This is a genomic window from Streptomyces sp. NPDC048473, from assembly GCF_043200155.1.
GTDB lineage: Bacteria > Actinomycetota > Actinomycetes > Streptomycetales > Streptomycetaceae > Streptomyces.
In genome coordinates this window covers 1-23,828 of the sequence record NZ_JBICXE010000069.1, presented here as the reverse complement: position 1 = coordinate 23,828, position 23,828 = coordinate 1, and the positions used below count along the sequence as shown (strand labels likewise).

The window sequence follows — 23,828 nt, the reverse complement described above, 5'->3', positions numbered from 1 at the left end:
GTCGTCCACGAGTGGCTCTACCGCCACGGTCGAAAGTCTCCGCCCCCCATTCGGGCTGCTGACCGGTTCGGAAGCCGGAATCCGCAAGTACCCCCCTTGAGCCGACAGCTCAAGGAACAGCCTTCGAGCCATCGTGATGGCGAGCTCCATACCGTCCCGCTCCGCCCCAGAGAATCCGCCAACTGCAGCACTCATCCTCCGCCACGTCGGGCGCTAACTCGCCACCTCAAGCGCTCAGTCACAGCTGTGACTGAGCGCTTCACCTGGCGGGTGAGTGCTTGAGTTGGCGGGGTCGAGCGTCGGAGTTGGCGGATCAGGCTTCAGTGCCATGGCTCGTGCTCAGCCGCTCGTGCGGGTCGTTCGCTTCTAGCCGTCGTCACTGGTGGTCCCGTTCAGGCCCGGGCGCCGGTTCCTCTCAGAGCGGCGCACCACCTTGCCTGCGGCGAGCGTCATGGTCGCCACGGCACGGACCCAGCGGGGCCCGCCCCGCTCCGCCCACACCACACACACGCACCCGCCGAGAGCAAGAGCCAAGACGCCGAGCAGTACCAGAACGATCATGTTTCCCACCTCTGCGTTCATTCGTTCGGTCCTACTGATCATCTCAGGTCGGGAAGGGCGTTCCTGCGAGATTGAACGCCTACGGGATCGTCAGCCTCACCTAACGTGGATCTCCCGACAAACCGCGCGAAACGCATGACCAGCGCCCCGGCCCGCCACCTCCGCGCTCAGCCCCGCCAACTCAAGCGCTCACTCGCCAGGTGAAGCGCTCATGATGGGTGTCCCGTGACAGCGAACCTTGAGCGTGTGCCATCGAACTTTGGTCGAGTCTCAGCCTGACTGACGGGGGGCGACCTGCACAGCTGCGGCCCCAACGGTGTTACGCCGGTGGGGCCGCAGCTGGGGGTTGGACCGCTGTTGTCAGAGGTACTTGGCTTCGAAGGTCGCTCGGCCGGCAATCGGGACCTCGTTGGAGAGATCCAGGCCGGCAGTCGGCGCGATACAGGGGGCGACACTCAAGTTGGCAGAGCGGCCTGCCACCGGGGGATGCCAGTCTCGACGGTGTGTCAGTGGCCGCGGCTAGCGATGATCACACCTAATCAATTCACCTTCTGGCTGCTGGTGCTGATCAGGTTGCTGCCCGCCCGGAACATCACCGAGCGGGCAGTGCTGTCGGCGTTCACGCGGATGCTCGTCCCTTGGTGTCAGCCCCCAACCGGGGGCACCGCGTCGAACGTCATCACGACAGTCCCTGTGTAGTCCCCAGGCGCGTAGCCCGACGGGCGGGCGGCGGTGATCGTCAGATCTCGCCCAAGGTCATAGTCGGTGGGTACGACATAGAAGCCGTTGGTGGGAACGTGCGCGACGATTGAGATCGAGTGTCGGGCATCGTCGACGGCATTGGCACCGGAGATCCCGGCAGCAGTCAAACCCGCGGTGAGTGCGGCCACGGCGAGGAGGCGGGGCGTCTTCATCATGCCGTGATCAACGGATCCTGAGACCGCAGGTAACGGCGACACCCAAAGGGCAGCTCCGCTTGGGGCTCTCATACCGCTCATCCGGTTCAGGCGCGAGGTCGGCCCAGACCCGTGCTCGCACGCCGCCTTCTTCCCCAGGCGTCGGCCACACCTGTCCCACTCCGGGGTAAGACCACAGCGCCCCGATCCGCTCGGCCGCTCCCCGGGCCGTGACCTCTGTCCCATCTCGCTGTTTGCCGTCTCGCCGAAGATTGATCACTGCCTGATACGTCTCACTGGAGTTCCACCCCAGAGCGGCATACTCACACGGTATGGATCCGGGAGTAGCAGCCATTTGGGCTGCCGGTATAGGCGTAGGCGGAGTTGTGCTCACCTCCGCTATTGGGTGGCATGCCGCGCGCAAGTCGGCAACAGCACAGGTAGAAGCCGCATTGGCAGGTGTTCAAGCCCAAGTGAGGGGGCAGCGGCAAGAGGCGCTCTGGCAGGTGCGGAGAGACGCATACGCCTCGTTCCTCGGGCAGATCGAAGCTGTGCGCATGGCGATTGCTCACATGTATGCCACCTGCCATGTGGTCGAGGAGCGGTCGGGTGGAGGGGGCGGCGCAAGTGCCGACCTGACGGGGGCAAAGGAATCGCTGACGGAGAGCTTCAAGACCCTTTGGTTTCGGGAGTCGGCCCTGCGGCTGTCTGTTGGTCGCGAGGAAGCTGAGCAGGCCGAAGTACTTATGAGGCTTGCAAGACGAGCAGTGGATGACGTCACTGACCTTGCCGAGGCCATCTGGACTCACCAGGACACTGGCCCCCCGCAGGGGCAACTCGAGACCGCTATGGCTGAACTCCGCGCAGGGGTTGAGGAGTGGGCGCACGTTGCCCGGCTGAAACTCGGCGCTGGAGACAGCCACTGAACACAACTGGTCAAACTCCGGCGAGATCGGTCAGCGTCCCGTCTCTGTCGATCTGGTGTAGGTCTCAGGTGAGCGGGTCCGATCCTCTCGCCGTCTCAGATGATCTGGCCGGCTGGCGTCCCGTCTCGATGTAGATCTGCGAGTTTCGTGTGCGATGCGTCAAGTCGGCTTCGTCCGGCTACTGGCCGGCCTCGATCGATCACGTTCCGCATGCAAGCGACTACTCTTCGCGGTGAAGGCTGATCATTCTCAGGGGAACAGGTGGTGCGTGATGTCCCAGGAAATCTTGCCGGGAACGCGGTCTGGAGATGCCGACATCATCTTCTCCGGCGGTTCCATCGTGACGGTTACCGATGAGAAGTCGGCAGCGCCCGAGGCAGTGGCAGTCAAGGACGGCCGGATCGTCTTCGTCGGCAACCTGTCCCAGGCGCAGGCCGAGTGGCGGGGGCCGGACACGCGGTTGCACGACCTGCTGCCGGACCAGGCCCTGCTGCCGGGGTTCATCGATGCGCACGGCCACGTGGTCGGCACCGGCCTGCAGGCCACGATCGCCAACCTCCTGGCCGCTCCCGACGGCAACGTCACCAACATCGCGTCCCTCCAGGGCAAGCTGCACGAGTTCGCCGAAAGTGCGGTGGGGAAACGCTCGGATTGGATCGTCGGTTTCGGTTACGACGACTCCATGCTCACCGAGGGCAAGCACCCCACCCGCCACGACCTGGACGTGGTATCCACCGAGAAGCCTGTCCTGGCGATCCACCAGTCCTTCCATCTGGGAGTGGTCAACAGCCTGGGACTCGAACGGCTCCAGTACACCGCCATGACACCGAACCCGGAGGGCGGGGTGATCCGGCGGAGGCTGGAGCGCGGGACCGAATCCGGACCCGTGTACGGGGAGCCGAACGGGGTACTGGAGGAGACTGCGTTCAACCCCGCCGCCGACCTGGCCGTCGCCGGGATGGACCCCATCGACAGCGGGCAGTTCCTGCCCGTGGGCCTCCTGTCGGCGGCGAGTTTCGGTTTCACGACCGTGCAGGAGGGGGCAGCGAGCTTGGAGGTCCTGGGCCTCCTGCGGCAGGTCGCGGACGCCCACCCCGCCGGCCTGCCCACCGATGTGGTCGTCTACGTAAAGGCTGACCAGGCCATGAAATCCCCTGCCACGGTCCAGGCGAGCCGGAAGTACACCAAGGGCCTGCGCGCGGCCGGGGTGAAGTTGGTCCTGGATGGCTCGCCGCAGGGGCGCACCGCCTGGCTCACCGAGCCCTACCTCACCCCGCCCGACGGTCAGGACGAGGACTACCGCGGCTATGCGACCCTGCCGGACAAGGACGTCCTGGCCCAGGTCCGGGCGGGTTTCGCCAACAATTGGCACATCATCGCGCACGTGAACGGCGACGCCGCCATCGACCAACTCCTCCAGTGCGTGCACGCGGCCACCAAGGAAGCCGGGCAGGACCGGCGTACGACGGCCATCCACTGCCAGACCGCCCGCGAGGACCAGGTCGAGGCGTTTCGGGAACTCGGCATCATCCCGTCGTTCTTCTCCATGCACACCTACTACTGGGGCGACTGGTACCGCAAGACCGTGCTCGGCCCCGAACGGGCTGTCAACATCTCGCCGGCCCGGTGGGCGGTGGACCGCGGCATGGCCTACACCTCACACCACGACGCCCCCGTCGCCCTGCCCAACTCGATCGCCATCCTGTCCAGCCAGGTCACCCGTGTCACCCGCACCTCAGGAAGCGTCCTGGGCCCGGACCAGTGCGTGTCGGCCCTGGACGCGGTGAAGTCCATCACCATCAACGCCGCCCGCCAGTACTTCGAAGAGGACACCAAGGGCAGCATCGAGGTTGGCAAGCTCGCCGACTTTGTGATCCTCAGCCACAACCCGCTCACGATCCCCGAGCAAAAGATCAAGGACATCACCGTCGTGGAGACCATTAAGGAGGGCAGGACCGTCTACCCGCCCTCTCCCGCACACCCAGAGCCCGCCCCCTTCCTACATAAGGCAATGTCCGCAGCCTTTGCCCACCACTGCTGACGCCCCGGGAAGGTCACCCAGTTGAGGGGCTGAGGACCAGCAGACCAGATCGACTGAGACGACGTGCAGCATCCACACGCACCGGACCAGATCAGTTGAGATTCCGAACCGCCGCTTGTCTCAGCTGATCTGGTCGCCGCAGGTCAGCTGGCTTCGGGCCAGATCATTTGAGAAGAGACAGTCAGGGTTCAGTGAGTAGCTGTTGTCTTTCCGATCCTGAGAGGTGCGCTTCGAACGGGAGTCCCGATCGGTGTGGTCAGGGGGCAGGGGCTAGCCTGTCATCGGCTCTGACTGATGTTCGGACAGTCAGACAGAGGAAGCCCGTACGGCCCCACACCCCGTCCGCAGGTGCGGCGCCGGGTCCGCAAGGTCGGTGGGAGCGGAGCCCACTGGGACGGGAGCGCGGCGGACGTTCACGCTGACCGCCGCGCCACGTGTACGGGACGGGATTCTGTCGTCCGGCTCCCGGTATTCGCCGAGCGCGATGCCGGTCCCTGCCGGCGTCAGGCGGCGCTGAGCGTCTTGAGGTCGTCGGTGTTGAGAATGTCGGCCTGGTGCGGGAAGACCTTGTCGATCAGTATGCGGTGGACCTCGGGGTCCGGGTCGGAGGTGGCGTCGGCGAGGACGAACAGGCGGTAGTCCTGGTCGGCCGCGTCGCGCAGGGTGGAGAGTACAACGCCTGAGGTCGATATGCCGGCGACGACGAGTGTGTCGACGCACTTGGCGTGCAGGTCGCGGTAGAGGTCGGTGCTGCTGAAGGCGCCGAACCGGGTCTTGCGTACGACGATGTCGTCATCGCGCACTTCGAGCGAGCCGTGCAGTTCGGTCTCCGGAGTCCCATCGAGCAGGAAGCTGTTCTCGGCGACCGCCGCGAAGGCCTTGTTGTGCGTGGGAACCTGGGCAAAGTCCTCCGGGGTGAAAGCGACGCGCACGTACACGACCTGGACCTGGTTGTCCCGTGCCCAGCCCAGCGCCTGCCGCGCGTGGTCGAGTACCGGCTCGGCGTCGGGGATGGCGTCCAGGACGGCGCCCTGATAGTCCATCAGCAGCAGTGCGGTCCGGGACGGGACGATGGTCGGGGCGGTGCTGGACTCGGACATGGGGCTGTTCTCCTTATGAGGTGAAGGGATTTCGTCCGACGCCGGCTTCAGGTGCCGGTCGAACACGGTCATCAGCAGCACGACGGCGCCGATGGCGATGAGGATGAGCGAGACGTGGTGCAGACCCGAGTCGCTCACGTGGGAGCGGAACGCGATGCCGGTGATCGTCGCCGAGGTGATCGAGCCGACGTAGCCGAAGGTGCGCAGCAGGCCGGAGGCGGTGCCGAGCTTCTCGGGGGGCGCTTCGCGGTACAGGGCGGTCTGGTTGGACAGGTTGCTGACGCCCGACATGATGCCGAACAGCGCGGTGACGCCGATGACGGCGATCACCGGTGTGGTGCTGGTCAGGAACAGCGATCCGATCGAGCCGAGCACGAGCAGCACCGCCGCGACGATCAGCGGCCTGCGGACATTGACGTGGTTCGCGACGATCCGGGCCGCGATCGCCGAGAGCAGGCCCATCGGGAGCAGTGCGAGCCCGGCGGCGTAGGCGGACAGGCCGTGTGCGGCCTCGAGCCACTGGGTCAGCCCGTAGAGCATGGTGTAGACGCCCAGCAGGCTCAGCCCGTTTCGCAGGTAGGTGCGGGTCAGCGCGCCGTTCGAGACGAGCAGCCGCACGTCGAGGAACGGGTTGGTCGCGCGCAGCTCCCACCAGACGAGTGCGGCGGCGAACACGACGGTGAGGCCGAGCGCCGCCCACCGCGGGTCGGGCAGTGAGAGCAGGAAGACGAGCAGCGACGTCATCGCGGCTCCGAAGCCCACGATGCCGGGCGCGTCGATGCATGCGAGGACCTCGCGCGGCGCGCGGCCCTTGATGACGTCGGGGTCCTTGGCGATCCAGGCCAGGGCCATCGCGAAGGTGAGGATCGTGAAGGGCACGTTGACCAGGAATGCGGCGCGCCAGCTGAACCAGCCGACGAGCAGGCCGCCGATCGCCGGACCGACCGCTACGGTGACGGCGCCCGCGATGGCCAGGCTGCCGAGCACCTTACTGGGAGGCGCGTTGAGACCGATCGCGGTGGCGCGCCGGCGGATCAGCAGCATCGCGGCCGGGTAGCCGGCGGAGGTGCCCAGTCCGATCAGGACGCGCGCGACGACCAGCATCGGCAAGCCGGTGGCGATTCCGCCGAGCATGCCGCCCAGGAAGACCACGACGATTCCGACGAGGAACAACCGGCGTGGGCCGAACTCCTCGGACAGGCGCCCCGCGGTCGGCTGGGCGATCGCGCTGGTCAGGTACAGGCAGGAGATCAGGATCGCGGTCTGGCTGACGCTCACACCCACGGCGGCGGCGATGGCGACCAGGGCGGTAGCGATCACCGAGCTGTTGACGGGATTGAGTGTCGCGCCCATGAGCAGCGGCGCGACGAACCGCGGACCGAAAGGCCGCCGACGCCACGGCTCCGCACCCGGCGTGTGCGCGCCGGTGCGGGCCCGGACGTCGCCATCCGGAATGCGCGCGTCGGCTCGAGTACCGGCGCGACTGGTCGAACCCATGGCGAAACCCCCTTTGATACTCGAGTGGATCGGTGCGGCGAGCCCGCTCGCCGGGCCCGTGTTCCGGTGCCGCGTTCAGATAGGCAGGCTCCCTGACAATTAATATAGCAGGTTGCCTGCCTATCTGCTACCGTCGGTCCATGGGCGCCGAAGAAGACCTGGTGAACGAGACCGCGGTCGAGCTGACGAAGGCGATGATGCGGCTGCGGGCCCGGCTGCGCAGCGAGAGCGCGCCGGACGAGATGCCGTGGACGTGGTCGCAGTTGACAACCCTGGGCCGCGTCGTCGAACTGGGGCCGACGACGACCAGCGCACTCGCGCAGGCCGAGCACGTGCGCCGGCAGTCGATGGCGGAGACAATCTCCGCGCTGCGCGCCCATGGCTTGATCACGTCCGAGCAGGACCCGAGCGACGGCCGCAAAATGCTGATCAGCGCCACACCTGAGGGACGCGCGCTGATTGCGACGATCCCGGCGGCGCGGGAAGCGTGGCTGGCCGGCGCACTGCGGCGCCTGCTGCAGCCCGGCGAGCAGCAAGTGCTGCTGCAAGCGGCCGCAATCATGATCAGGGTCGCCGACGCCGAGAGCTGAGTGCTGAGTGCTGAGTAGCTGTTGTCGTTCCGATCTTGAGGGATGCGTGTCGAGCTGAGGTCCCGATCGGGTGGTCGCGGAGGGTTCGGCGCATAAGAGCAGGGCCTCCTGAACAGCTCGTTGGTGTCGAATCATCGAGTGGAAGCAGGAGGCCCTGGTGCCGCAGTTCTCCGTATCGATGGCCGGGCAGTCCAGTTCGGTCGCCCGGGAGTGTGACTGTCTGGCGCACGGTTCGGAAATGCTGCCGACAACGGGTCGCGGCGGTGTTATCCGTCGGACATGACGGACGCCGAGTGGGTGGCGGTCCGGCCGCTGCTGCCGGTGCCGGGCTGGATGCGGGGCCGGGGCGGCCAGCCGGAGGCGTACTGCCACCGGGCGATGCTCGATGCGGTCCGCTACCTGGTGGACAACGGGATCAAGTGGCGGGCGGTGCCGGCCGATTTTCCGCCGTGGGACCGCGTTTACGCCTTCTTCCGCCGCTGGCGCGACCACGGCCTGGTCGGGGAGTTCCACGACCGGTTGCGCGCGCAGGTCCGCACGCGTGCGGGGCGGGATGCCGAGCCGACGGCCGGTGTGATCAACTCGCAGTCGGTCAAGGCGGATGCCGTCGTGGGCGGCGACAGCCGCGGCTTCGACGGCGGGAAGCTGGTCAACGGGCGTAAGCGGCACGTCGTGGTCGACACAACCCGGCGTCGTTGGACGTCTTGTTCGGGAGGACATCATGACCGCCGCCGTCAAGCACGCGACACGTCGGCCGGTGGAGGTCCCGAACGCGACAGCCGAGCAGGCACAGGCCAGAAACAGCCAGCTGAGGGCACGCTTTCCGGCTCGCACGGCCGAGCCGCGGTGGCCGCACACCACGCGGCCCCTGGAGGAGACGCTGCGGCGGCTGACCGCACCGCCGTTCTCCCCGACGAGCAACGGCACCAGGGCCGGCCGCCGACGTGGAGTGACCAAGCTGCTGCGCTGGCTGTCCAGCCTGCCCGGGGACACCTGGCGGGAGCGGTGGGCGGCCGGCGGCGCGGAGGACCTTCCAGGCGTCGCCTGGGCAGACCTTCCGCTGCGGTGGCTGTGCGAGTGCGGCCACTCGTCGTCCTGCGACCGCGAAGACCTGTCTTCGGGACTGCTCATACTGATCTGCGGAGACGTCATCCGCCCCGGTCTTCCCTGGATGCTCACCCGCACACACCGACATCTGGCCTCCGCGATGGCGGAGATGCGAGACCCCGACGGGTTCGCGAGCCTGCGCCGACTGGCTGAGTCCGGACCCGCCGGCGCCCGCAAGGATGCCCAGATCGCCGCGACGCGGATCGCGACCCTGCTGGCCTGCAAGGGCGGACTGATCAGCGATATCACGGTTGGCGACTGCGTCGAACTCGTCGACGTTCAGCGTCAGGTGCACGTCCGCGGCGGGCAGAAGAAGGTCGACTTCTACCTACGGCTGCGGACCCTCGGCGTCTTCCCCGAGGACGCCCCTGCGACGATCCGGGCGTTCGGGCAAGCCCTTGGCCAGCTGAGCATCGAGGAGCTGATGAACCGCTACCAGCTCCAATGCCGGACGGTCCGCGACCTGATCGTGGACTACCTTCGCGAGCGACAACCCTCACTCGACTTCGCCAGCCTTGATGCCATCTCCCGTACTCTCGCGGGCCTGTTCTGGGCCCGGATCGAAGCACTGTCGCCGGGCATCGGCTCCCTGCGGCTGCCGCCGGCGGTGGTCCGCGCTTGGAAAGAGGATCTGAAGACCAAGAGGCGTACCACCAACGGCCCCGACAGGACGCGCATCGAGATCTCCAGCCCGCGGCTCAACGCCAAGGACGAGCTAATCCGCGTCCGGGCCTTCTACCTCGACATCGCCCAGTGGGCGGCCGAGGAACCAGCCCGCTGGGGGCCATGGGCGGTGCCGTGCCCGATCGGCGACGACGAGGATACGCGCTCCTTCGACCCGACCCGGACCAACGGGGGCGGCTGATCGACATCCGCGACAGCCTCATCGCCCGCATCGCCGAGGCCGAGCGCGAAGGCTGGCTCGGCGAGGTCGAGGGGCTTCGAGTCAGCCTGGCCGGCGCGGAAAACAAGCTCGCGCAGATCACCGGACGCGCAAGCAGCGCGTTGGCCGACCTCCCGATCCCGACGCTCCGAAGGGAGCCGTGAGTATCTTCGGGATGACGGCGTCTGCGCCAACGGGACGTCTCGGGGCCCTGAAGCCCCTTGAGCATAAGCAGGGAAGCTTGACGAGCCTGTTCTAGATGCGAAGATGTCGCAAAGCAGATAAGCGCGAGGTGGGTTATGGAAGATGACTCCGCTCCCGACCCGTCAAGGAAGGTCACGGATCAAGATCTTGCGCGCCTGATGAAACGCGGCATGGATGAACTGGCCGAAGACCCAGCCGCGACAGGGATCTATGCGCGCATTCAGCACAGGCAGGATTTGAGAGAGGACCGAGCCCACAGGGAGCGCTCTGAAAGATCTGCGGCCATCGGGTTTCTGGTTGGACTGGCGATTCTGGCGATTCTCATCGCTTACTCCATCGCAACCTTCGAGCCGTAATGCAGGGGAAAAGCAGGTGTGAGGTGGGTGTGGCGTTCCCGGGACCGCTGGCCTACAGCTCCGACGGTGACCCGCAGGAAACGGCCTAGTTCAGAGAAGCCTGCGTCCGCTGCTCGCTGCTACGTCCCGATCCTGGCCAGCGAGGACGCCTGGTCGAGATCCGGGACAACCTCGTCGACCGCATCGCGGAAGCGGAACAAGAAGGCTGGCTCGGTGAGATCGAGGGACTCCAAGTCAGCCTCGCCGGCGCAGAGGAGAAGCTCACCCAGCTCGATGCAGAGCAAGTCCGTCAACGCCAAGTGATCGACCTCGGCATGCCCCGCTTCAGCCAGATCGCGACACGAATCAGCACGGCAAGAGGACCTTCAAGTTAGAGGCCGCGCAGGTAGCGCGGTGGGGAGCCCAGTCGCGAAACAGGCACTGGCCGCAGTGATTACAGAGCGCCATGCTCTGTGATCACCCGGGGTCTGCCTCGAACGGAGTGGCTGTACGCCTGGCCGAGAAGGTGTACAGGACCTGGGGCTTGCTCAGATCGCCGGTGCAGCCATCGGGGAGCGAGTTGCGGCGGACACGAGTGGGTGCGGACGTTCTTGAGTTGGAGCTGTTCGAGTTCGGTGAGGCTTTCCGGGCGTCGGAGGAGCCACCCGGTGACCGTCCGCGGTGAGGGAGGGCGGGCGGTCACCGGTCGTGGCGAGGTGCGCTTCTTGTGCAGGTAGGCGCGGACGCGCCGGTAGCTGCCTTTGTAGCCGAGGGACACGATCTCCTCCCAGAGCTTCCAGGCGTTGGTGCACCCCTCGCTCCAACGGTCGTCAAGGTACGTCTTGGTGGCGTACTCGTCGACGCCGACCACTCGCGGCGCCGGCAGCGCGTCGACCATGCGCAAGACCGCCTGGCCTTTCCCGGCGGTCGCTGACAGATAAGGGGTGGCCCGGCCATGTGGCCGGGCCACCCCTTCGGGGCATGCAACTGTCAGGCGGGCTGCGCGGCGGGCGCTGGGGCGGGGGCCTTGTGGGCCTTGCTGGTCTCGCGGAGGATCAGCAGGCCGGTGATCGCGATCAGCGCCGAGGTCAGGCCGTGGATGCCGAACGCGGCGGCGATGGAGCCGTGGTGGGCCAATACGTTGATCATGTCGCCGAACGGGGCGACGGCCTCCATCAGCAGGACCCAGCCCAGAGCGCGGCGGTGGCCCGTCACCAGCAGGATGCCGATGACCAGGCCCATCGCGAATTCGCGGATACCCTTCATGATGAGGAAGCCGTCGCCGTCGCCGGCGGGCCAGTTCGGCAGGCCAACGCCTGGAGTGGATGTCTCGGGGGTCAGGATGAAGGACAGCCCGAGGTAGAGGACGAACAGGGCGCCGACGGTGGCCAGGACCGTGTTGACGTTCTTCAGCGACATGGTGCTTCTCCTTTGACGTTCAGCCTGGGGTGGGGCAGGGTTCAGCGGCGGGCGTAGCTGGGGCGGTCGATGACGTGCCAGATGACGCGGACCGGTGCGGGTGGGGCGGACAAGATCGCCTTACTCGGGGCATCTCTGACCGCGCCGGCCTGCCGGTTCGTCTTTGCTGATGCCGGTTTTGCCGCGATCCCGCCACCACCAGCGAAGCCGTGATCCGCTGGGCCGCCATCGGCCTCACGACCCCGCGCCGCCCGGGGTGAGGATTTCTATGAGATGTCCGTCGGGGTCGTGGAAGTAAGTGCCCCTGCGGCTTTCGGTGCGCTTGTTGTGATAGATCTGCCCATCCTCTTGGCATGCGGGATCGCCGTAGTGGGTGATTCCACCGTGCTGGATGCGGGCGAGGGCGGCGTCGAACTCCTGCTCGCTGACCATGAACGCGTAGTGGTGTGGCTCGAAGCCGTCCAGCTGGTCGTAGTCCAGGCTGACCTGGTTGGCCAGCCTGACCGGCGTGAAGTGCGCCACCGGCGGATCGACACTCAGGCCGAGGATTTCGGCCAGGAACTGCGCCGAGGATTGCGGGTCACGGGCGGGGACGATGGTGTGAATCAGTTCCACGGCCATAGGGACTCCTTGTCAGGACGGGGCTACGCGTGGTGGGTTGGTCGGCGGTCTTGGCGACCCGGCATGGTGCGGATGCGTAACTGCCCGGGGGAGGGCAGGGCTTCTCCGGCTGCCCTCCCCCGGCTACAGCTGACGTGTCATACGTCGATCTGCTCGAAAATGTGTGGGTACGACACGATGTCGTCGGGGAACTCGGCAGCCATGCGCTGGAACTCCGGGCTGCCGAACGCCGTGGCGAGAGCCTCGGTCGATTCCCAGACCGCGACGTTCATCAGAAGCTGACTGTCCGCCGTCCCCTTGTGCATCTGCAGGGAGACGAATCCCGGCTGAGCCTTCATGAACTCCGCCTGCCTCCGAAAGAGGGTCAGGAACGCTTCAGCCCTCTCCTTCGGGACGACGAAGGTGTTGGCCAGGGCGATGGGCCCGGTCTCCTCCTTGAACTGCGCGAACATCGGCGTATTCGGGTCCAGGCTCTGCAGCTTGGCCATCTTCGGTACTTCCTCTCGCTATCGGTTGTCCCACGGCACTGCGGCCGGCCATCGCCGTACTGGATCCGGTGACGCTCACGACCGCTCGGCGCCTGTGGCACGAAGCAGATCTGACGGACGTTCAACGGGCATCGCCGGCGCCGGCCGCCAACGACCGCGACCTTGCCAACGCTTGTTGGTCAACCCGTGTTGGCAAACGTAGAGCCATGACTCTGGACTGTCAACACATGTTGGCCTATGTTTGTTGGCATGACCGGCACCACGGAGAACCAGCAGGCCGCACGGCGTTCCGACGCCACCCGCGCCACGATCCTCGACGCGGCCCGCGAGCGGTTCGCGGCGGACGGCTACGAGAAGGCGACCATCCGGGCCATCGCGCGCGACGCGAAGATCGACCCGTCGATGGTGATGCGCTACTACGGCAACAAGGCGGGCCTGTTCGCGGCGGCCGTCGCGATCGACCCCGGGTTGCCGGGACTGTCCCTCGAACCACGCGAGGAGATCGGCCGTACGCTGGTGCGCCACTTCCTCACCCTGTGGGAGGGGAACGGGGAGCTCACCGCGCTGATGCGGGTCGGCGCCACCGACCCGGCCGCCGCCGATCGCATGCAGAGCGTGCTGCGCGAGCAGTTGATCCCGCTGGCCCGCCGGCTGGGCCACGAGCCGGAGCAGGCGCAGGCGCGGGCGGCACTGTGCGTCTCGACCGTGCTGGGGCTCGCGCTGACGCGCTACGTGCTGCGGTTCCCGGCGAGCATGGCGCTCGGCCGCGAGGAGATCGTGGACTGGCTCGGACCCACGGTCCAGCGGTATCTCACCGCACCCACGCCCTGAAGAACGCGTCGAGGCACCCACCGCGACCTCGGTCACGGCGGATGCCCTCAAAGGGGAAAGCCGAAAGGATCAGCCCTGCTTCTGCGGCTTGCGGGACTTGTCGCCGAGCATCATGAGGCCGGCGAGCACGCAGCCGGAGGCCCACACGGCGCAGCCGCAGATCGCTGGGCCCCGTACACCTTGCTCGCCTACGCGCAGCCGGGAGCACCGTGCACATCTCCGAGATGTTCCGCCTTCTCTGGGTGAGTGGTGCGGCGCGAGGCGAGCGATGGCCACTTTGTGCAGCTCAGCGTCGGTGAGAGCGACAGTACTTGATGCAACAGGTGTGGTGCTATCGCTGATTCGAGTGAGGCGATCGGGCTCACGGAGCAAGCCCGATCGCGTGATGTCTGAGCCTGCTGGTCATCCGCGCTGGTTCAGGGATCGGGTCAGCTCACGATTGGCAGCTCGGGCAGCCTGCCAGTTCGCCCTCCCGCTCCTCGATGCTCGCCGAGAGCTCGACATTCCTCAGTTCCAACCGCACGATCGTGCGCTGCAGTTCCTCGGTATCGGCGGGGACACCCAGCCCCGACTCGCGCCAAGTTTGCTCGCCCATCAGCTCCGACAGCCGTCGCTCCAGCTGCTGGACGCGAGTGACGAGCCGGGTGTTGCGGGCATGAGCGTTCGCGAGGTCGGTCTGGAGCGAGGTCAGGCTCACCGGCGATGGAGCCGTGGGGTCTCGCCGAGCCGGTTCCAGCTCGGCGGCGTGGACCAGGGCAAGCAGGTCGCGGTGACGATAGAGGAAAGTGCGGTCGACCCCAGCCTGCCGGGCAATGCTCGACACGCTGATGGGGGCGTTGGCCTTGGCCGCGGCCTTGATCGCTTTGGTCACTCGTTGCCGACGCCGTTCGGAGTCAGCTCGGCGCCCGTCGGCCATGGCGGAACTCATAGGGATCTCCAGGGACGAATATCGGGCAGCGGCTGTCCGACGCGGGGCATGCCCAGCATCACGGTGCGGGTTCGGCGAACCATCGAGAAAGCTTGCTCGATCTGCACCCGTTCCTCAACGCTCAGGTCGTCAAGGTCCGCCTTGACCCGATTGACGAGCCGACGGACGCGGCGGATCTCCTCGTCGGAGGGCTTGGCCTCGCTGCGGGCCCAGTCGTCCGCCTCGAAAGCGGACATCAGCCGCTCGCGGCTGCGCAGAAGGTCCGCGAGATACGCCTCCAGGTCAGGCAAGTAGGAGACGTCCGTGTTGAAGTGATCGCAGCCCACGCAGCGGAAACGGAGCGGGCAGCTCTGCCCGCCGGCCGCAACGTGTGAATCCGCGATCCGGACCGCTTCCGCCGACCGTTGTCGATCTCGCTCCGGGAAAGGGTCGTTTATGAGAGACGTTCATTAGGGCTGCGAGAAGCTTCGAGGGCCTTGCCCCTGTGCCTCCGGGGTGCGATACGCGCGTTTCGGAGGCACGTTCACACGTCGCGGTGCCGTACGACGAGCACCGCGAGAGCGACCGCGACCAGCGGCCAGAGGGCGTACACGATCCAGGAGCCGGGGAGCGTGGCGGTGTAGCCCAGGGACCCGGGATCCGGCTCCCAAGTTTGGACCAGACGAGTCCAGGCGGCCGACACCATCGTGTGTTTGACGTCCGCCGACCAGCGGTTGCTCTCCGAGAACATGGTGGGCAGCATCAGCAGGGTGAAGACGCTGGTGAGCATGGTCCCGGCGGCATGCCGGAGCAGAACGCCGAGGCCCAGACCGACCAAGGCACACACTGGAGCCAGCAACGCGGATGCCACCAGCGGCCGCAACACATCGGGGTGGGTGATCGGAACGCTGGCGTCGTGCCCGTCCAGGATGGCCTGGGAGACCAGGAAGGATCCGATGGAGGCGGCCGTGCCGACCGCGGTCCACAGCACGGCGGTGACGACCGCCTTGGCCAGCACCACCGCACCACGGGCGGGGACGGCCACGGTAGTGGTGCGGATCAGCCCGCTGCTGTACTCGCTTACGACGGTGAGGGCACCCATGCTGCCGGCGACGAGCATCAGCGTCATGTAACCGGTCGACGGGAAGGCGTCGTAGGCCAGGAAACTACCGGGTTCGGAGCCCGCGGCCTTGTCCGCCAGTGTGGCCACGGCGCCGGACCCGATGACGAACAGGGTGATGAAGGCGAGGGCCCACGGGGTGGAGCGCAGGGACCGCATCTTGATCCACTCGGAGGCGATCAGGTCGCGGAAGCGGGCGGGCGGCCCGGCGGGGGACGCGGCCGAAATGGTCGCGAGGGCAGATGCTTGTGTGGTCATCGGGGCTGTCCTGCCTGGTATTCGACGCTGTCGGCGGTGAGTTCCATGAAGGCCTCCTCCAGCGAGGCGGTTCGGGAGGTCAGCTCGTTCAACAGGATCCCGTTCTCGAAGGCGAGCGCGGCGATCCGGTCCGTCGGCAGTCCGGTCACGGCGAGCTTCTCGGCGCCCGCCGATCCCTCCGGCTCGACCGATGCGCCAGCGGCGGTCAGCACCGTCGTCAGCTCGGCGGCCTGCCGCGTGCCCACCACCACTCCGAGGCCGGTGCTGCGGGCCGCGAAGTCCCGTACCGATTCGGCGGCGATGAGCCGACCCCGACCGATGACGACGAGCTGGTCGGCTGTGTTCTCCATCTCCGACATGAGGTGGCTGGAGAGGAAGACCGTGCGGCCCTCGGCCGCGAGGCGCTGGAAGAGGCGGCGCATCCAGAGCACGCCCTCCGGGTCCATGCCGTTGACCGGTTCGTCGAACATCAGCACCGGCGGGTCGCCGAGCAGGGCGGTGGCGACTCCGAGGCGCTGCTTCATGCCGAGCGAGAACCCGCCGATGCGGCGGTTCGCCGCATCGGTCAATCCCACTTCGTGCAGGACCTCGTCCACACGGCGCGGGTAGATCCCGTTGCTGCGGGCCAGGGCGGACAGGTGGGCCGTGGCGGTGCGTCCGCCGTGGACCTGACCCGCGTCGAGGAGGGCGCCGACGTGCCGCAGTCCCCGGGCGTGGCTGAGGAAGGGGACTCCGCTGACGGTGGCGGTGCCCGAGGTGGGGGCTTCCAGGCCGAGGATCATCCGCAGGGCGGTGGACTTGCCGGCTCCGTTGGGGCCGAGGAAGCCGGTGACCTGGCCCGGCCGCACGGTGAAGGACAGCTGGTCGACGGCGGTCTTGCCGCCGTAGCGCTTGGTGAGTTCGTTGACTTCGATCACATGGACAACCCTGCCGGGAGGGCTCCGTCCGGTCATGGGGCCGTGGGCGGCAATCACCTGCGGCCGCCTTCGCCCGTAGGCGTACGTCCACGGGCCGATGCCGCAGAGTCGGCGGCTGGATAGCCTCGCGGGATGAACGACATACCGACCACCCCCTTGCCTGCGCGCGTCGCAGGGCACGACCTTCCTCTTGAGTGGGCACACCGCCTCGAGAGGGCACACCGCCGATGACGAGAACGAAGGTCATGGCCTGGGTGGGAGGTGTTCTGTACGTCCTCGCGGTGGGTCTGCTCATAGGAGGCGCGCCGCGGGCTTCGGGCACGGTCCACGGCATCGGGGCACTGCTGGCGGCGAGCCTGCTCGTCGGTGTCCTGCGACGCGGGCCGGTCCTGGCCCTGACCATGGCGCTCTTCGGATCCACGGCCGTGGTGGTGGGGCCCCTGAGCTCCGCCGGTGTGGATCTGTCGGCTTCGTACCAGGGCCAGTTCCTGTCGTATCTGGCGGTGGACCTCGTCCTGGGCTTCATCGTCGCCACCCGCGCGCGGCGGGCTTCGACCGTCGCCGCGGCCGCATCCCTCGTCGTCCAGCTCCTGCTCGTCGGCGGCTTCGCGCACGGCGACAGCCTGACCGTCAACCTCGTAATCACCCTCCTGGCGATGGCCGCGGCCTGCACGGTCGGTCTACTGAGCCGCGAGCGCCGCGAGCACGCGGTGGAGCTGCGCGCACAGGAGGTGGCCGAGGCCGTCATCGCCGAACGGCTGCGGATCGCACGGGAGTTGCACGACATGGTCGCGCACAGCATCGGCATCATCACCATCCAGGCCGGGGTGGGAAGCCGGGTCATCCGGACACAGCCCGAGGAGGCCCACGAGGCGCTGCGAGCCATCGAAGCCACCAGCAGAGAGACCTTGTCGGGCCTTCGGCGCACGCTGGTGGCACTCCGCCAGGCAGACCCGGACGCAGAGGTTTCGGGGCGGGCACCGCTCACGCCTTCGCCCGGTCTGGCGGACCTCGAACGGCTGGCGGCGGCGACGGCGGACGCCGGCGTACGCGTCGACGTGCGCCGCGGCGGGGAACAGCGCACGCTGCCTGCCGACATCGACCTGTCGGCCTACCGTATCGTCCAGGAGGCGCTGACCAATGTGGTCCGCCACGCGGGCACCGGACACTGCCGGGTGACCATCGAGTACGGGGACGGGGAACTATCCGTGGAAATCGTCGACGACGGGCGCGGCGCCACCGAGGACGGCCCGGCCCACGGCTTCGGCATCGTGGGCATGCGCGAGCGGGTCGCTCTGCTGCACGGCCGCCTCAGCGCCGGGCCGCGTCCCGAGGGCGGCTTCCGGGTGGCGGCGCGGCTGCCCCTGCCCGACCCCGCCGGAGTTCCGGTGGAGGCCCGATGACCGGCAGTCCCGTACGCGTCCTGCTCGTCGACGACCAGCCGCTGGTGCGGTCCGGCCTGCGCGTGATCATGGCCGACCACCCCGACCTGGAGGTCGTCGGTGAGGCGTCCACCGGCGCCGAGGCGGTCCAACTGGTTGGGGACATATGCCCCGACGTCGTGGTGATGGACATCCGGATGCCCGGCATGGACGGGATCGAGGCCACTCGACTGATCACCGCCGGTCCGGCGACCGCCCGCGTCCTCGTCCTGACCACCTTCGACGAGGACGACCACGTCTACGGTGCGCTCCGGGCCGGAGCGAGCGGCTTCATGGTCAAGGACATGGCGCTCGACGACATCCTCGCGGCGATCCGCGTGGTCGCCGCCGGCGACGCGCTGATCGCCCCGGGTGTCACGCGTCGTCTGATCGCAGAGTTCGCCGGGCGCCCCGAAGCCGCCCCGGCACGCTCCCCACGGCTGGTCGAGGGCATCACCGAGCGGGAACGGGAAGTCCTGACCCTGGTCGGGCGCGGCCGGTCGAACACCGAGATCGCGGAGGACCTCTTCATCACGGTGGCCACCGCCAAGTCGCACGTCTCTCGCCTGCTCACCAAATTGGGCGCCCGGGACCGGGTTCAGCTCGTGATCACCGCCTATGAGACGGGGCTCGTCACGCTGCCCGGCTGAGCACGTCTGACAGCAACACCGGTTTCCTGGTCCGTTCCTGGCACAGCCCTGCCGCCGCTCACGACGTTGCCCGGGACTCTTCAGCGTCCCGGGCAACGTCGTCCTCGGCACGGCTCCGGCCAGGCCCGGAGCGTCACGCTGGGATGCTTGCTGCCTCCCCCTGCGCAGTGCGCGGGCTGGGCACCGTCGCCCGGATGGACAGGTCTAGATCGAGACGGCTGTTCATGTCCAGCTCGAACCGGCCGTAGGGATTCACGTGGGTCCAGAACAGCGGGGACAGCGCCCGGCGGTCCGCGTCGGTGAGCTTGTCCGCCCACTTCGGGTCGGCCAGGACCTCCTGCATCAGCAGCGTGTTGACGTGCACCAGCGCGGACTGGAGCAGGTGCAGCGCGAGCATGCTGACCTCCTGGGATTCCTTGCCCGCACCGGCCAGGTCGCCGTCCTTGCCGTAGAAGAGGTCCTTGTTCGCGGAGTTCCAGTTTTCCACCACCTGCAATCCCGCGTGGATCTCCTGGCGCATCTCGACGTCGGCCAGGTAGTCGCAGACGAACGAGGTACGCACCGCCCGGCCCAGCTCCTCGATCGCTCGGTACGTCGGGTGCTTGGGGCCGCCGCGGGTGAACCGGTGCAGGACCTGCTCGGCCTCGGCGGTGCCCAGGCGCAGGGCGGTGGTGTACTTCACGACCCCGGATCTCCTTGCAGTGCCGCTTGATTCGGTCGCCCTGCCAGTCGTAGTCCGCCCATGCCCCCCGCGGGAACTCTCACCTGCTGGGCCACGTACTCCACCGCCGCGGCGGGCATCTCCTTGGCGGACTCCGGGAACCGGGCTTCCACCTCGAAGAACTTGAGCAACAGTGCGAAGCCCAACCGGGTCGCCCCGGACTTGTTCCGCACCTTCTTCATGTCGTCTTCGAGCAGCGTCCAGACCTCAATCAGGTCTTCCGGCTCCCAGTCCTGCCGCATCCACCCCGCCCCTTCGCCATCACTCGTTCAGCTCAACGAGGCGGCCCGTACAGGGAAACGAGGCCTACAGCGGTTACGCAGCGCTACACACCACCTGGCGGTAGCTATACGAGAACAGGGCCGATGAGGCAGTCCCGGGGCAGCTGGTTGATCTCGTCGGGCCGACGACCGGTATCCATCATCAGCTCCACGGCGATCCGATACTCGCGGTTGGTGGCCGCTTCTAGTAGGGCTTGGTCATGTGCGGTCCGAGATGGCGTGTCTTCTTGATCGGTCGTGTCGTTGATCGGGTGTGCTGGGTGAGGAGTTGGCTGCGGTCCGGTGTGATCTGGAGGACTTCGCGGCGGAGATGTTCGAGCCGTTCGCGCGGGCGGATCAGCGACGGTGGGGTGGGGTCTATCTGCGGGGCCTGCTGCTGGACGGCGGGCGTAAGAAGCCGCGCAGATAGGCGCGGTGGCGGCACCCCGGCAGCAAGGCAGGCACAGGTCTTGGCGATCATGGAGTTGCGACGCTCTGTGATCACCGGGGAGACCTGTGCCTGTACTGCCATCTTGGCTGACCGAACCGCTCTGGAGCCAATTCGCCGCCCTGCTGCCTGAGCGATCGGCGTACGCGCCGACCCATCCGCTGGGATGCCACCGCCCACGCATCAGCAACCGGATCGTCCTCGACAAGATGCTGCAGCTCCTGCGCTTCGGCTGCTCGTACCAGGCGATCGCCGACACGACCTGCTCGGCCACCACGATCCGCAACCGTCGCGACGAGTGGATACGACTGGGCGTGTTCGCCCGGCTCAAGCAGATCGCGCTGGAGTCCTACGACCGGATCGTCGTCCTCGTCCTCGATCAGATCGCCGTGGACGGCTCCATCACCAAGGCCCCCGGAGGCGGCGAGGCGGCCGGTCGCTCACCGGTCGATCGCGGCAAACAGGGCCTCAAACGCTCGGGCATGACGGACGGTTACGGGATTCCCCTGGGCCGCGTCCTGGCCGGAGCCAACCGCCACGACTCCCCGCTGCTCGCCCCGACCCTGGACCGCCTGGACGACCTGGGGCTGTTGCCCGACGACATCACCGTGCACCTGGACGCCGGCTACGACTCGGACAAGACTCGCGCTCTGCTCAACGAACGCGGCCTGCACGGACGCATCGCGCACAAGAGGGAGAAGGCGCCCATCCAGGCCAGTCAGCGTTGGCATGTCGAACGCACTCACGCCTGGCAGAACGCTTTCCACCGGCTCGCCCGCTGCTACGAGCGGCGCACCACCGTCATCGACGCATTCTTCGACCTCGCCGACACGATCATCACCGTCCGTAGCCTGATCCGGCAGGCATGGACCACCCACCGCTGGGAGGAACGCCCCCGACGCCGAGCATGACCTGCCGCCTGTCCGCGCGGACTCTAAAGACCATCGTCAGGCCGCCCGCGCGGAAAGATGGGTATCGGCGGAGGACCAGTACTCCAAGCGATCTTGATGCTGGCCGGAGGGGTGTGTCAGTGCGCCTCCGTGAGTGCCTGCTCGTAGGCTGCCTGAAGGAGTTCGGAGGCCCGGGGGTGGTTGGGGTTCGGGCGGGGAATACCTAGGTGCGCCTCGCGGAGTTCATCCATGAGGTCCTCCCAGAGATGCGGGCCGCCGTCCTCCAAGAGGCGAGCGCGGACGCTGAGTTCGGGTGTGGTCGGGCGGTGCCGCATTCCCCAGGAGCCGAGCGCGACCATGATGGGGACTGTCTGGATGCCCGCTTCTGTGAGGCTGTAGGTCGCTCGACGTCCTCGTTCGGCCTGCTCCTGCGTGAGGAGACCGCCGGCGACGAGGGCCTTGAGACGGCTGCTGAGGATGTTCGACGCGATCCCCTCCTCGGAGTGGCTGAACAGCTCGCGGAAGTGTCGGCGCCCGCCGAACATCACGTCGCGCAGGACGATGAGGCTCCACTGGTCCCCGAGTGCCTCCACCGCCGCGTTGACCGCGCATCCGGACCGCGGTTTGTCTCGCATGCCCACCTCCAGTGATTGCATTCTGCCATCACCGAGTCTAGGCTCGCCCACGGCTAGTGATTGCAGTTCGCAATCACATCGCTTCGAGGGCAGGGGTCCCTGCAATGTCCCGCGTGAGGGTCCACAACTTCTCCATCTCTATCGACGGATTCGCCACTGGTGAAGGGCAGAGTCTCGACGCCCCGTTCGGCCACGCCGGCACGCGGCTCCATGAGTGGTTCTTCCCGACCAGGACCTTCCAGCAGATGCTGGGCAAGCCGGACGGGAGTACTGGGGTCGATGACGCCATCGCCGGCACCTGGGATGTCGGCATCGGAGCAGAGATCATGGGCCGCAACAAGTTCGGCCCCCAGCGCGGGCCATGGGAGAACGACGACTGGAACGGCTGGTGGGGGCCCAACCCGCCCTTCCACACCCCGGTGTTCGTCCTGACCCACCACCCCCGCCCCTCGGTGGAGATGGAGGGCGGCACCACATTCCACTTCATCGACGCCACGCCGCAGGAGGCACTCCGTCAGGCGCGCGAGGCCGCAGGCGACCTGGACGTGAGGATCGGTGGCGGGCCGATCACGATCCGCGAGTTCCTCGTCGAAGACCTCATCGATCATCTGCACATCGCCGTCGTCCCGATCGTTTTGGGCCGTGGCGAGCGCCTGTGGGACGGACTCGAAGGACTCGAGAAGCGCTTCCAGGCCGAGTCCGTGACAACCCCCAGCGGCGTCACGCACATGACCTTCGCCCGGCCGTAGCGACCGCCCGCGCAGGCGGCAATCGGCCTCGGTCTCCCACCCCGCACGCTCCGAAGGCCGACAGGACGAACATCACTTCCAGGGACGGCACCAAGTTCGCCGTCGACACGACCGGCCAGGGCGCGCCGCTGTTCCTGATCGGCAGCGCCTTCAACGACCGCGCGACCGTGGCCGGGCTGGCCGACATGATGGCATCGCAGGCACAGGATCTCCGGTGGTCACAGAGCGTCGCAGCTCCATGATCACGGAACCTGTGCTTGCCCCGTCGGCCAATGGGCCTCGCCCGTGCCTATCGGCGTGGCCTCTTAGTTCAGAGAAGTGACCAGGCCAAAGCTGATGGCGCCGCTATAGATCGTCGACGGCATGCATTCCTCCCGGGACCATCAGTGTCGGGCCGCCGCCCGCACTCCGATCCTCACGCCGGACCGGGACCTGCGCACCTGGGCCAGCCGGATGCGCCCGCCGTCGCCCCGGGCCACCCTGAAAGCATGAGCGCGCCGGTAGTCGTCCACGACCTGTCCCCATCGGGCGGGCGCAATGTCGCCATCAACGGACAGATCGCAGGGGTCGCCCATGATGACCGTGACCTCGTCGAGTTCCTGAGGCGTGCCGGCCTCGATGACGCCTGGGATCTCCTCGACGACCCGCACTGGGTTGAATGGCGCGGCGGTCGGGCGCACCGGTATGAAGCGGCGTGAGCGGCCGCCCTAGCAGTCCGTTCGTGTTCTCGTTCGAGCCGCGCTGCCAGGGACTGGCCGGGTCGCAGAAGTAGACCGGGATGTCGGTGGCCACCGACATGGTCGTCGAGGTGCTGGCCGGGTCGGATCAGCGTCAGTCCCTCGTGGTCGACCGGGTGCCAGCTGTGGTCATGGGTCCGGAAGGTGAAGCCCTGCTCGTTGTTCGTCGTATGGGCGAGCAAAGCCCGGCCCTGGTCCGCGTTCTGCTGTACGTCTTTCCACAGCACGTCGCGGATTCTCGCCGACGGGTTGCCGATGAAGACGCCCGCGGAGATCTCCAGCAGCCAGCGAGTGAGGAAGCCTCTGAGGCCGGCAGGGCAGTTGGTGAGGACGATCACGGTCACCAGAGCATCGCCTCGTCCTCGCCGCAGTCCGTGCCCCCGTAGTTGCGGCCCGCTGGAACCTTGCGGTCTCCGTCGCTCTGGAGCGTGACGACATCCTGGTCACCAAAGACCGCGGAGCCTGTGTCGTCGTGCAGCAGGAGGCGCTTGATGTCGTCCACGCAGCGGTCCAGCAGGGACGTTTCGTTGATGCGGTCGCGCAGGGCTCTGCGGGTGCGGGAGGCTACGTCTTCTTCGTCCTCGCCGGCGACGTCGAAGGCCAGGGGGATGCCGAT

The 23,828-nt window shown here is 67.4% G+C and carries 27 protein-coding genes and 4 pseudogenes; 14 read left to right on the top strand and 17 right to left on the bottom strand.

All coding sequences use genetic code 11. The features are described 5' to 3' along the window. Positions 1-366 precede the first annotated feature (366 nt). Both ACGFU7_RS43790 and ACGFU7_RS43785 read right to left on the bottom strand, forming a co-directional pair. Positions 367-561 (bottom strand): hypothetical protein, encoded by a 195-nt coding sequence (locus tag ACGFU7_RS43790; protein WP_393703976.1) that lies wholly within the window; start codon positions 559-561, stop codon positions 367-369. A gap of 644 nt (positions 562-1,205) precedes the next feature. Next, the gene (locus tag ACGFU7_RS43785; RefSeq protein ID WP_393703974.1) at positions 1,206-1,478 is read right to left on the bottom strand and encodes a hypothetical protein; all 273 of its coding nucleotides are present in this window, start codon (positions 1,476-1,478) and stop codon (positions 1,206-1,208) included. 536 nt (positions 1,479-2,014) lie between these two features. On the opposite strand from ACGFU7_RS43785, the gene ACGFU7_RS43780 reads away from it, so the two are divergent. Then, complete coding sequence (locus ACGFU7_RS43780) at positions 2,015-2,383, top strand: hypothetical protein (protein ID WP_393703973.1); 369 nt, start codon at positions 2,015-2,017, stop codon at positions 2,381-2,383. A gap of 271 nt (positions 2,384-2,654) precedes the next feature. After that, positions 2,655-4,424 (top strand): amidohydrolase, encoded by a 1,770-nt coding sequence (locus tag ACGFU7_RS43775; protein ID WP_393703971.1) that lies wholly within the window; start codon positions 2,655-2,657, stop codon positions 4,422-4,424. A 503-nt stretch (positions 4,425-4,927) separates the two neighbouring features. On the opposite strand, the gene ACGFU7_RS43770 is transcribed toward ACGFU7_RS43775, so the two are convergent. Then, the gene (locus ACGFU7_RS43770; RefSeq protein WP_393703970.1) at positions 4,928-7,021 is read right to left on the bottom strand and encodes an MFS transporter; all 2,094 of its coding nucleotides are present in this window, start codon (positions 7,019-7,021) and stop codon (positions 4,928-4,930) included. A 140-nt stretch (positions 7,022-7,161) separates the two neighbouring features. Here ACGFU7_RS43770 and ACGFU7_RS43765 point away from each other — a divergent pair, with 140 nt between their 5' ends. The 5 genes and pseudogenes from ACGFU7_RS43765 (at position 7,162) to ACGFU7_RS43745 (ending at position 10,161) form a co-directional block, all read left to right on the top strand. Next, on the top strand, positions 7,162-7,611 hold the full coding sequence (locus tag ACGFU7_RS43765) for a MarR family winged helix-turn-helix transcriptional regulator (protein ID WP_393703969.1): 450 nt from the start codon (positions 7,162-7,164) through the stop codon (positions 7,609-7,611). Positions 7,612-7,890: 279 nt separating this feature from the next. Next, a pseudogene (locus ACGFU7_RS43760) lies at positions 7,891-8,061 on the top strand (transposase); the annotation flags it as partial. A 271-nt stretch (positions 8,062-8,332) separates the two neighbouring features. After that, positions 8,333-9,583 carry a hypothetical protein gene (locus ACGFU7_RS43755; RefSeq protein WP_393703977.1) on the top strand — a complete coding sequence of 417 codons (1,251 nt, stop codon included), beginning with the start codon at positions 8,333-8,335 and terminating at the stop codon, positions 9,581-9,583. Next, a complete protein-coding gene (locus ACGFU7_RS43750) occupies positions 9,505-9,765 on the top strand; it encodes a hypothetical protein (protein ID WP_393703968.1) in 261 nt (86 codons plus the stop codon). The genes ACGFU7_RS43755 and ACGFU7_RS43750 overlap by 79 nt, the downstream gene beginning before the upstream one ends. A gap of 135 nt (positions 9,766-9,900) precedes the next feature. Continuing rightward, positions 9,901-10,161, top strand: a complete 261-nt coding sequence (locus ACGFU7_RS43745) for a hypothetical protein (protein WP_393703966.1) — start codon at positions 9,901-9,903, stop codon at positions 10,159-10,161. 119 nt (positions 10,162-10,280) lie between these two features. Here ACGFU7_RS43745 and ACGFU7_RS43740 read toward each other — a convergent pair whose 3' ends face one another. From ACGFU7_RS43740 to ACGFU7_RS43720, 5 genes are all read right to left on the bottom strand, one after another. Continuing rightward, entirely contained in the window at positions 10,281-10,460 is a 180-nt protein-coding gene (locus ACGFU7_RS43740) for a hypothetical protein (protein WP_393703964.1), read from the bottom strand. 134 nt (positions 10,461-10,594) lie between these two features. Then, entirely contained in the window at positions 10,595-11,038 is a 444-nt protein-coding gene (locus tag ACGFU7_RS43735) for a hypothetical protein (RefSeq protein ID WP_393703962.1), read from the bottom strand. A 92-nt stretch (positions 11,039-11,130) separates the two neighbouring features. Next, positions 11,131-11,559: a DUF4267 domain-containing protein gene (locus ACGFU7_RS43730; protein ID WP_376266024.1), complete on the bottom strand. Its 429-nt coding sequence runs from the start codon at positions 11,557-11,559 to the stop codon at positions 11,131-11,133. A gap of 234 nt (positions 11,560-11,793) precedes the next feature. Continuing rightward, positions 11,794-12,180, bottom strand: a complete 387-nt coding sequence (locus tag ACGFU7_RS43725) for a VOC family protein (RefSeq protein ID WP_393703960.1) — start codon at positions 12,178-12,180, stop codon at positions 11,794-11,796. A 137-nt stretch (positions 12,181-12,317) separates the two neighbouring features. Further along, positions 12,318-12,668 (bottom strand): antibiotic biosynthesis monooxygenase family protein, encoded by a 351-nt coding sequence (locus tag ACGFU7_RS43720; RefSeq protein WP_393703959.1) that lies wholly within the window; start codon positions 12,666-12,668, stop codon positions 12,318-12,320. Between the two features lie 249 nt (positions 12,669-12,917). Between ACGFU7_RS43720 and ACGFU7_RS43715 the strand changes: the two genes are divergently transcribed. Then, on the top strand, positions 12,918-13,499 hold the full coding sequence (locus tag ACGFU7_RS43715) for a TetR family transcriptional regulator (protein ID WP_393703957.1): 582 nt from the start codon (positions 12,918-12,920) through the stop codon (positions 13,497-13,499). A gap of 433 nt (positions 13,500-13,932) precedes the next feature. On the opposite strand, the gene ACGFU7_RS43710 is transcribed toward ACGFU7_RS43715, so the two are convergent. From ACGFU7_RS43710 to ACGFU7_RS43695, 4 genes are all read right to left on the bottom strand, one after another. After that, a complete protein-coding gene (locus ACGFU7_RS43710) occupies positions 13,933-14,370 on the bottom strand; it encodes a hypothetical protein (protein ID WP_393703955.1) in 438 nt (145 codons plus the stop codon). 53 nt (positions 14,371-14,423) lie between these two features. After that, a complete protein-coding gene (locus ACGFU7_RS43705; protein ID WP_393703954.1) occupies positions 14,424-14,717 on the bottom strand; it encodes a transposase in 294 nt (97 codons plus the stop codon). A 233-nt stretch (positions 14,718-14,950) separates the two neighbouring features. Next, the gene (locus ACGFU7_RS43700) at positions 14,951-15,784 is read right to left on the bottom strand and encodes an ABC transporter permease (RefSeq protein WP_393703952.1); all 834 of its coding nucleotides are present in this window, start codon (positions 15,782-15,784) and stop codon (positions 14,951-14,953) included. Next, positions 15,781-16,701, bottom strand: a complete 921-nt coding sequence (locus ACGFU7_RS43695; RefSeq protein ID WP_393703950.1) for an ABC transporter ATP-binding protein — start codon at positions 16,699-16,701, stop codon at positions 15,781-15,783. Before ACGFU7_RS43695 ends, ACGFU7_RS43700 begins: the two co-directional genes overlap by 4 nt. Before the next feature lie 227 nt (positions 16,702-16,928). Here ACGFU7_RS43695 and ACGFU7_RS43690 point away from each other — a divergent pair, with 227 nt between their 5' ends. After that, a complete protein-coding gene (locus tag ACGFU7_RS43690; RefSeq protein WP_393703948.1) occupies positions 16,929-18,104 on the top strand; it encodes a sensor histidine kinase in 1,176 nt (391 codons plus the stop codon). Then, complete coding sequence (locus ACGFU7_RS43685; RefSeq protein WP_393703947.1) at positions 18,101-18,772, top strand: response regulator; 672 nt, start codon at positions 18,101-18,103, stop codon at positions 18,770-18,772. Before ACGFU7_RS43690 ends, ACGFU7_RS43685 begins: the two co-directional genes overlap by 4 nt. A gap of 133 nt (positions 18,773-18,905) precedes the next feature. Here ACGFU7_RS43685 and ACGFU7_RS43680 read toward each other — a convergent pair whose 3' ends face one another. Together ACGFU7_RS43680 and ACGFU7_RS43675 are read right to left on the bottom strand one after the other, a co-directional pair. Next, positions 18,906-19,454 carry a Tn3 family transposase gene (locus tag ACGFU7_RS43680; protein ID WP_393703945.1) on the bottom strand — a complete coding sequence of 183 codons (549 nt, stop codon included), beginning with the start codon at positions 19,452-19,454 and terminating at the stop codon, positions 18,906-18,908. Beyond that, the gene (locus tag ACGFU7_RS43675) at positions 19,451-19,735 is read right to left on the bottom strand and encodes a DUF4158 domain-containing protein (protein WP_393703943.1); all 285 of its coding nucleotides are present in this window, start codon (positions 19,733-19,735) and stop codon (positions 19,451-19,453) included. The genes ACGFU7_RS43680 and ACGFU7_RS43675 overlap by 4 nt, the downstream gene beginning before the upstream one ends. Positions 19,736-20,027: 292 nt before the next feature. Here ACGFU7_RS43675 and ACGFU7_RS43670 point away from each other — a divergent pair. Then, positions 20,028-20,168: pseudogene (locus ACGFU7_RS43670) on the top strand (IS701 family transposase); the annotation flags it as partial. A 101-nt stretch (positions 20,169-20,269) separates the two neighbouring features. Next, the gene (locus ACGFU7_RS43665) at positions 20,270-21,112 is read left to right on the top strand and encodes an IS5 family transposase (protein ID WP_393703941.1); all 843 of its coding nucleotides are present in this window, start codon (positions 20,270-20,272) and stop codon (positions 21,110-21,112) included. A gap of 116 nt (positions 21,113-21,228) precedes the next feature. Here the strand turns inward: ACGFU7_RS43665 and ACGFU7_RS43660 are convergent, their stop codons facing one another. Next, positions 21,229-21,726 (bottom strand): winged helix-turn-helix transcriptional regulator, encoded by a 498-nt coding sequence (locus ACGFU7_RS43660; RefSeq protein WP_393703940.1) that lies wholly within the window; start codon positions 21,724-21,726, stop codon positions 21,229-21,231. Positions 21,727-21,830: 104 nt separating this feature from the next. Here ACGFU7_RS43660 and ACGFU7_RS43655 point away from each other — a divergent pair, with 104 nt between their 5' ends. Both ACGFU7_RS43655 and ACGFU7_RS43650 read left to right on the top strand, forming a co-directional pair. Further along, positions 21,831-22,475 carry a dihydrofolate reductase family protein gene (locus ACGFU7_RS43655; protein ID WP_393703938.1) on the top strand — a complete coding sequence of 215 codons (645 nt, stop codon included), beginning with the start codon at positions 21,831-21,833 and terminating at the stop codon, positions 22,473-22,475. Positions 22,476-22,963: 488 nt separating this feature from the next. Next, positions 22,964-23,173, top strand: a complete 210-nt coding sequence (locus ACGFU7_RS43650) for a hypothetical protein (RefSeq protein ID WP_393703446.1) — start codon at positions 22,964-22,966, stop codon at positions 23,171-23,173. A 72-nt stretch (positions 23,174-23,245) separates the two neighbouring features. On the opposite strand, the pseudogene cas2e reads toward ACGFU7_RS43650, so the two are convergent. Together cas2e and ACGFU7_RS43640 are read right to left on the bottom strand one after the other, a co-directional pair. Continuing rightward, positions 23,246-23,556 (bottom strand): annotated as a pseudogene (gene cas2e / locus ACGFU7_RS43645) (type I-E CRISPR-associated endoribonuclease Cas2e); the annotation flags it as partial. Continuing rightward, positions 23,553-23,828: pseudogene (locus ACGFU7_RS43640) on the bottom strand (type I-E CRISPR-associated endonuclease Cas1); the annotation flags it as partial. The pseudogenes cas2e and ACGFU7_RS43640, both read right to left, overlap by 4 nt.

Excerpts from the sequence above, each read along its gene's own strand:
- ACGFU7_RS43775 (WP_393703971.1), top strand. The coding sequence starts at position 2,655 with ATGTCCCAGGAAATCTTGCCGGGAACGCGGTCTGGAGATGCCGACATC.
- ACGFU7_RS43790 (WP_393703976.1), bottom strand. The coding sequence starts at position 561 with ATGATCGTTCTGGTACTGCTCGGCGTCTTGGCTCTTGCTCTCGGCGGG.
- ACGFU7_RS43650 (WP_393703446.1), top strand. The coding sequence starts at position 22,964 with ATGAGCGCGCCGGTAGTCGTCCACGACCTGTCCCCATCGGGCGGGCGC.
- ACGFU7_RS43655 (WP_393703938.1), top strand. The coding sequence starts at position 21,831 with ATGTCCCGCGTGAGGGTCCACAACTTCTCCATCTCTATCGACGGATTC.
- ACGFU7_RS43660 (WP_393703940.1), bottom strand. The coding sequence starts at position 21,726 with ATGCGAGACAAACCGCGGTCCGGATGCGCGGTCAACGCGGCGGTGGAG.
- ACGFU7_RS43750 (WP_393703968.1), top strand. The coding sequence starts at position 9,505 with ATGGGCGGTGCCGTGCCCGATCGGCGACGACGAGGATACGCGCTCCTT.
- ACGFU7_RS43690 (WP_393703948.1), top strand. The coding sequence starts at position 16,929 with ATGACGAGAACGAAGGTCATGGCCTGGGTGGGAGGTGTTCTGTACGTC.
- ACGFU7_RS43780 (WP_393703973.1), top strand. The coding sequence starts at position 2,015 with ATGGCGATTGCTCACATGTATGCCACCTGCCATGTGGTCGAGGAGCGG.
- ACGFU7_RS43770 (WP_393703970.1), bottom strand. The coding sequence starts at position 7,021 with ATGGGTTCGACCAGTCGCGCCGGTACTCGAGCCGACGCGCGCATTCCG.
- ACGFU7_RS43675 (WP_393703943.1), bottom strand. The coding sequence starts at position 19,735 with ATGCGGCAGGACTGGGAGCCGGAAGACCTGATTGAGGTCTGGACGCTG.
- ACGFU7_RS43755 (WP_393703977.1), top strand. The coding sequence starts at position 8,333 with ATGACCGCCGCCGTCAAGCACGCGACACGTCGGCCGGTGGAGGTCCCG.
- ACGFU7_RS43715 (WP_393703957.1), top strand. The coding sequence starts at position 12,918 with ATGACCGGCACCACGGAGAACCAGCAGGCCGCACGGCGTTCCGACGCC.
- ACGFU7_RS43725 (WP_393703960.1), bottom strand. The coding sequence starts at position 12,180 with ATGGCCGTGGAACTGATTCACACCATCGTCCCCGCCCGTGACCCGCAA.
- ACGFU7_RS43745 (WP_393703966.1), top strand. The coding sequence starts at position 9,901 with ATGGAAGATGACTCCGCTCCCGACCCGTCAAGGAAGGTCACGGATCAA.
- ACGFU7_RS43735 (WP_393703962.1), bottom strand. The coding sequence starts at position 11,038 with ATGGTCGACGCGCTGCCGGCGCCGCGAGTGGTCGGCGTCGACGAGTAC.
- ACGFU7_RS43730 (WP_376266024.1), bottom strand. The coding sequence starts at position 11,559 with ATGTCGCTGAAGAACGTCAACACGGTCCTGGCCACCGTCGGCGCCCTG.
- ACGFU7_RS43700 (WP_393703952.1), bottom strand. The coding sequence starts at position 15,784 with ATGACCACACAAGCATCTGCCCTCGCGACCATTTCGGCCGCGTCCCCC.
- ACGFU7_RS43685 (WP_393703947.1), top strand. The coding sequence starts at position 18,101 with ATGACCGGCAGTCCCGTACGCGTCCTGCTCGTCGACGACCAGCCGCTG.
- ACGFU7_RS43785 (WP_393703974.1), bottom strand. The coding sequence starts at position 1,478 with ATGATGAAGACGCCCCGCCTCCTCGCCGTGGCCGCACTCACCGCGGGT.
- ACGFU7_RS43765 (WP_393703969.1), top strand. The coding sequence starts at position 7,162 with ATGGGCGCCGAAGAAGACCTGGTGAACGAGACCGCGGTCGAGCTGACG.
- ACGFU7_RS43720 (WP_393703959.1), bottom strand. The coding sequence starts at position 12,668 with ATGGCCAAGCTGCAGAGCCTGGACCCGAATACGCCGATGTTCGCGCAG.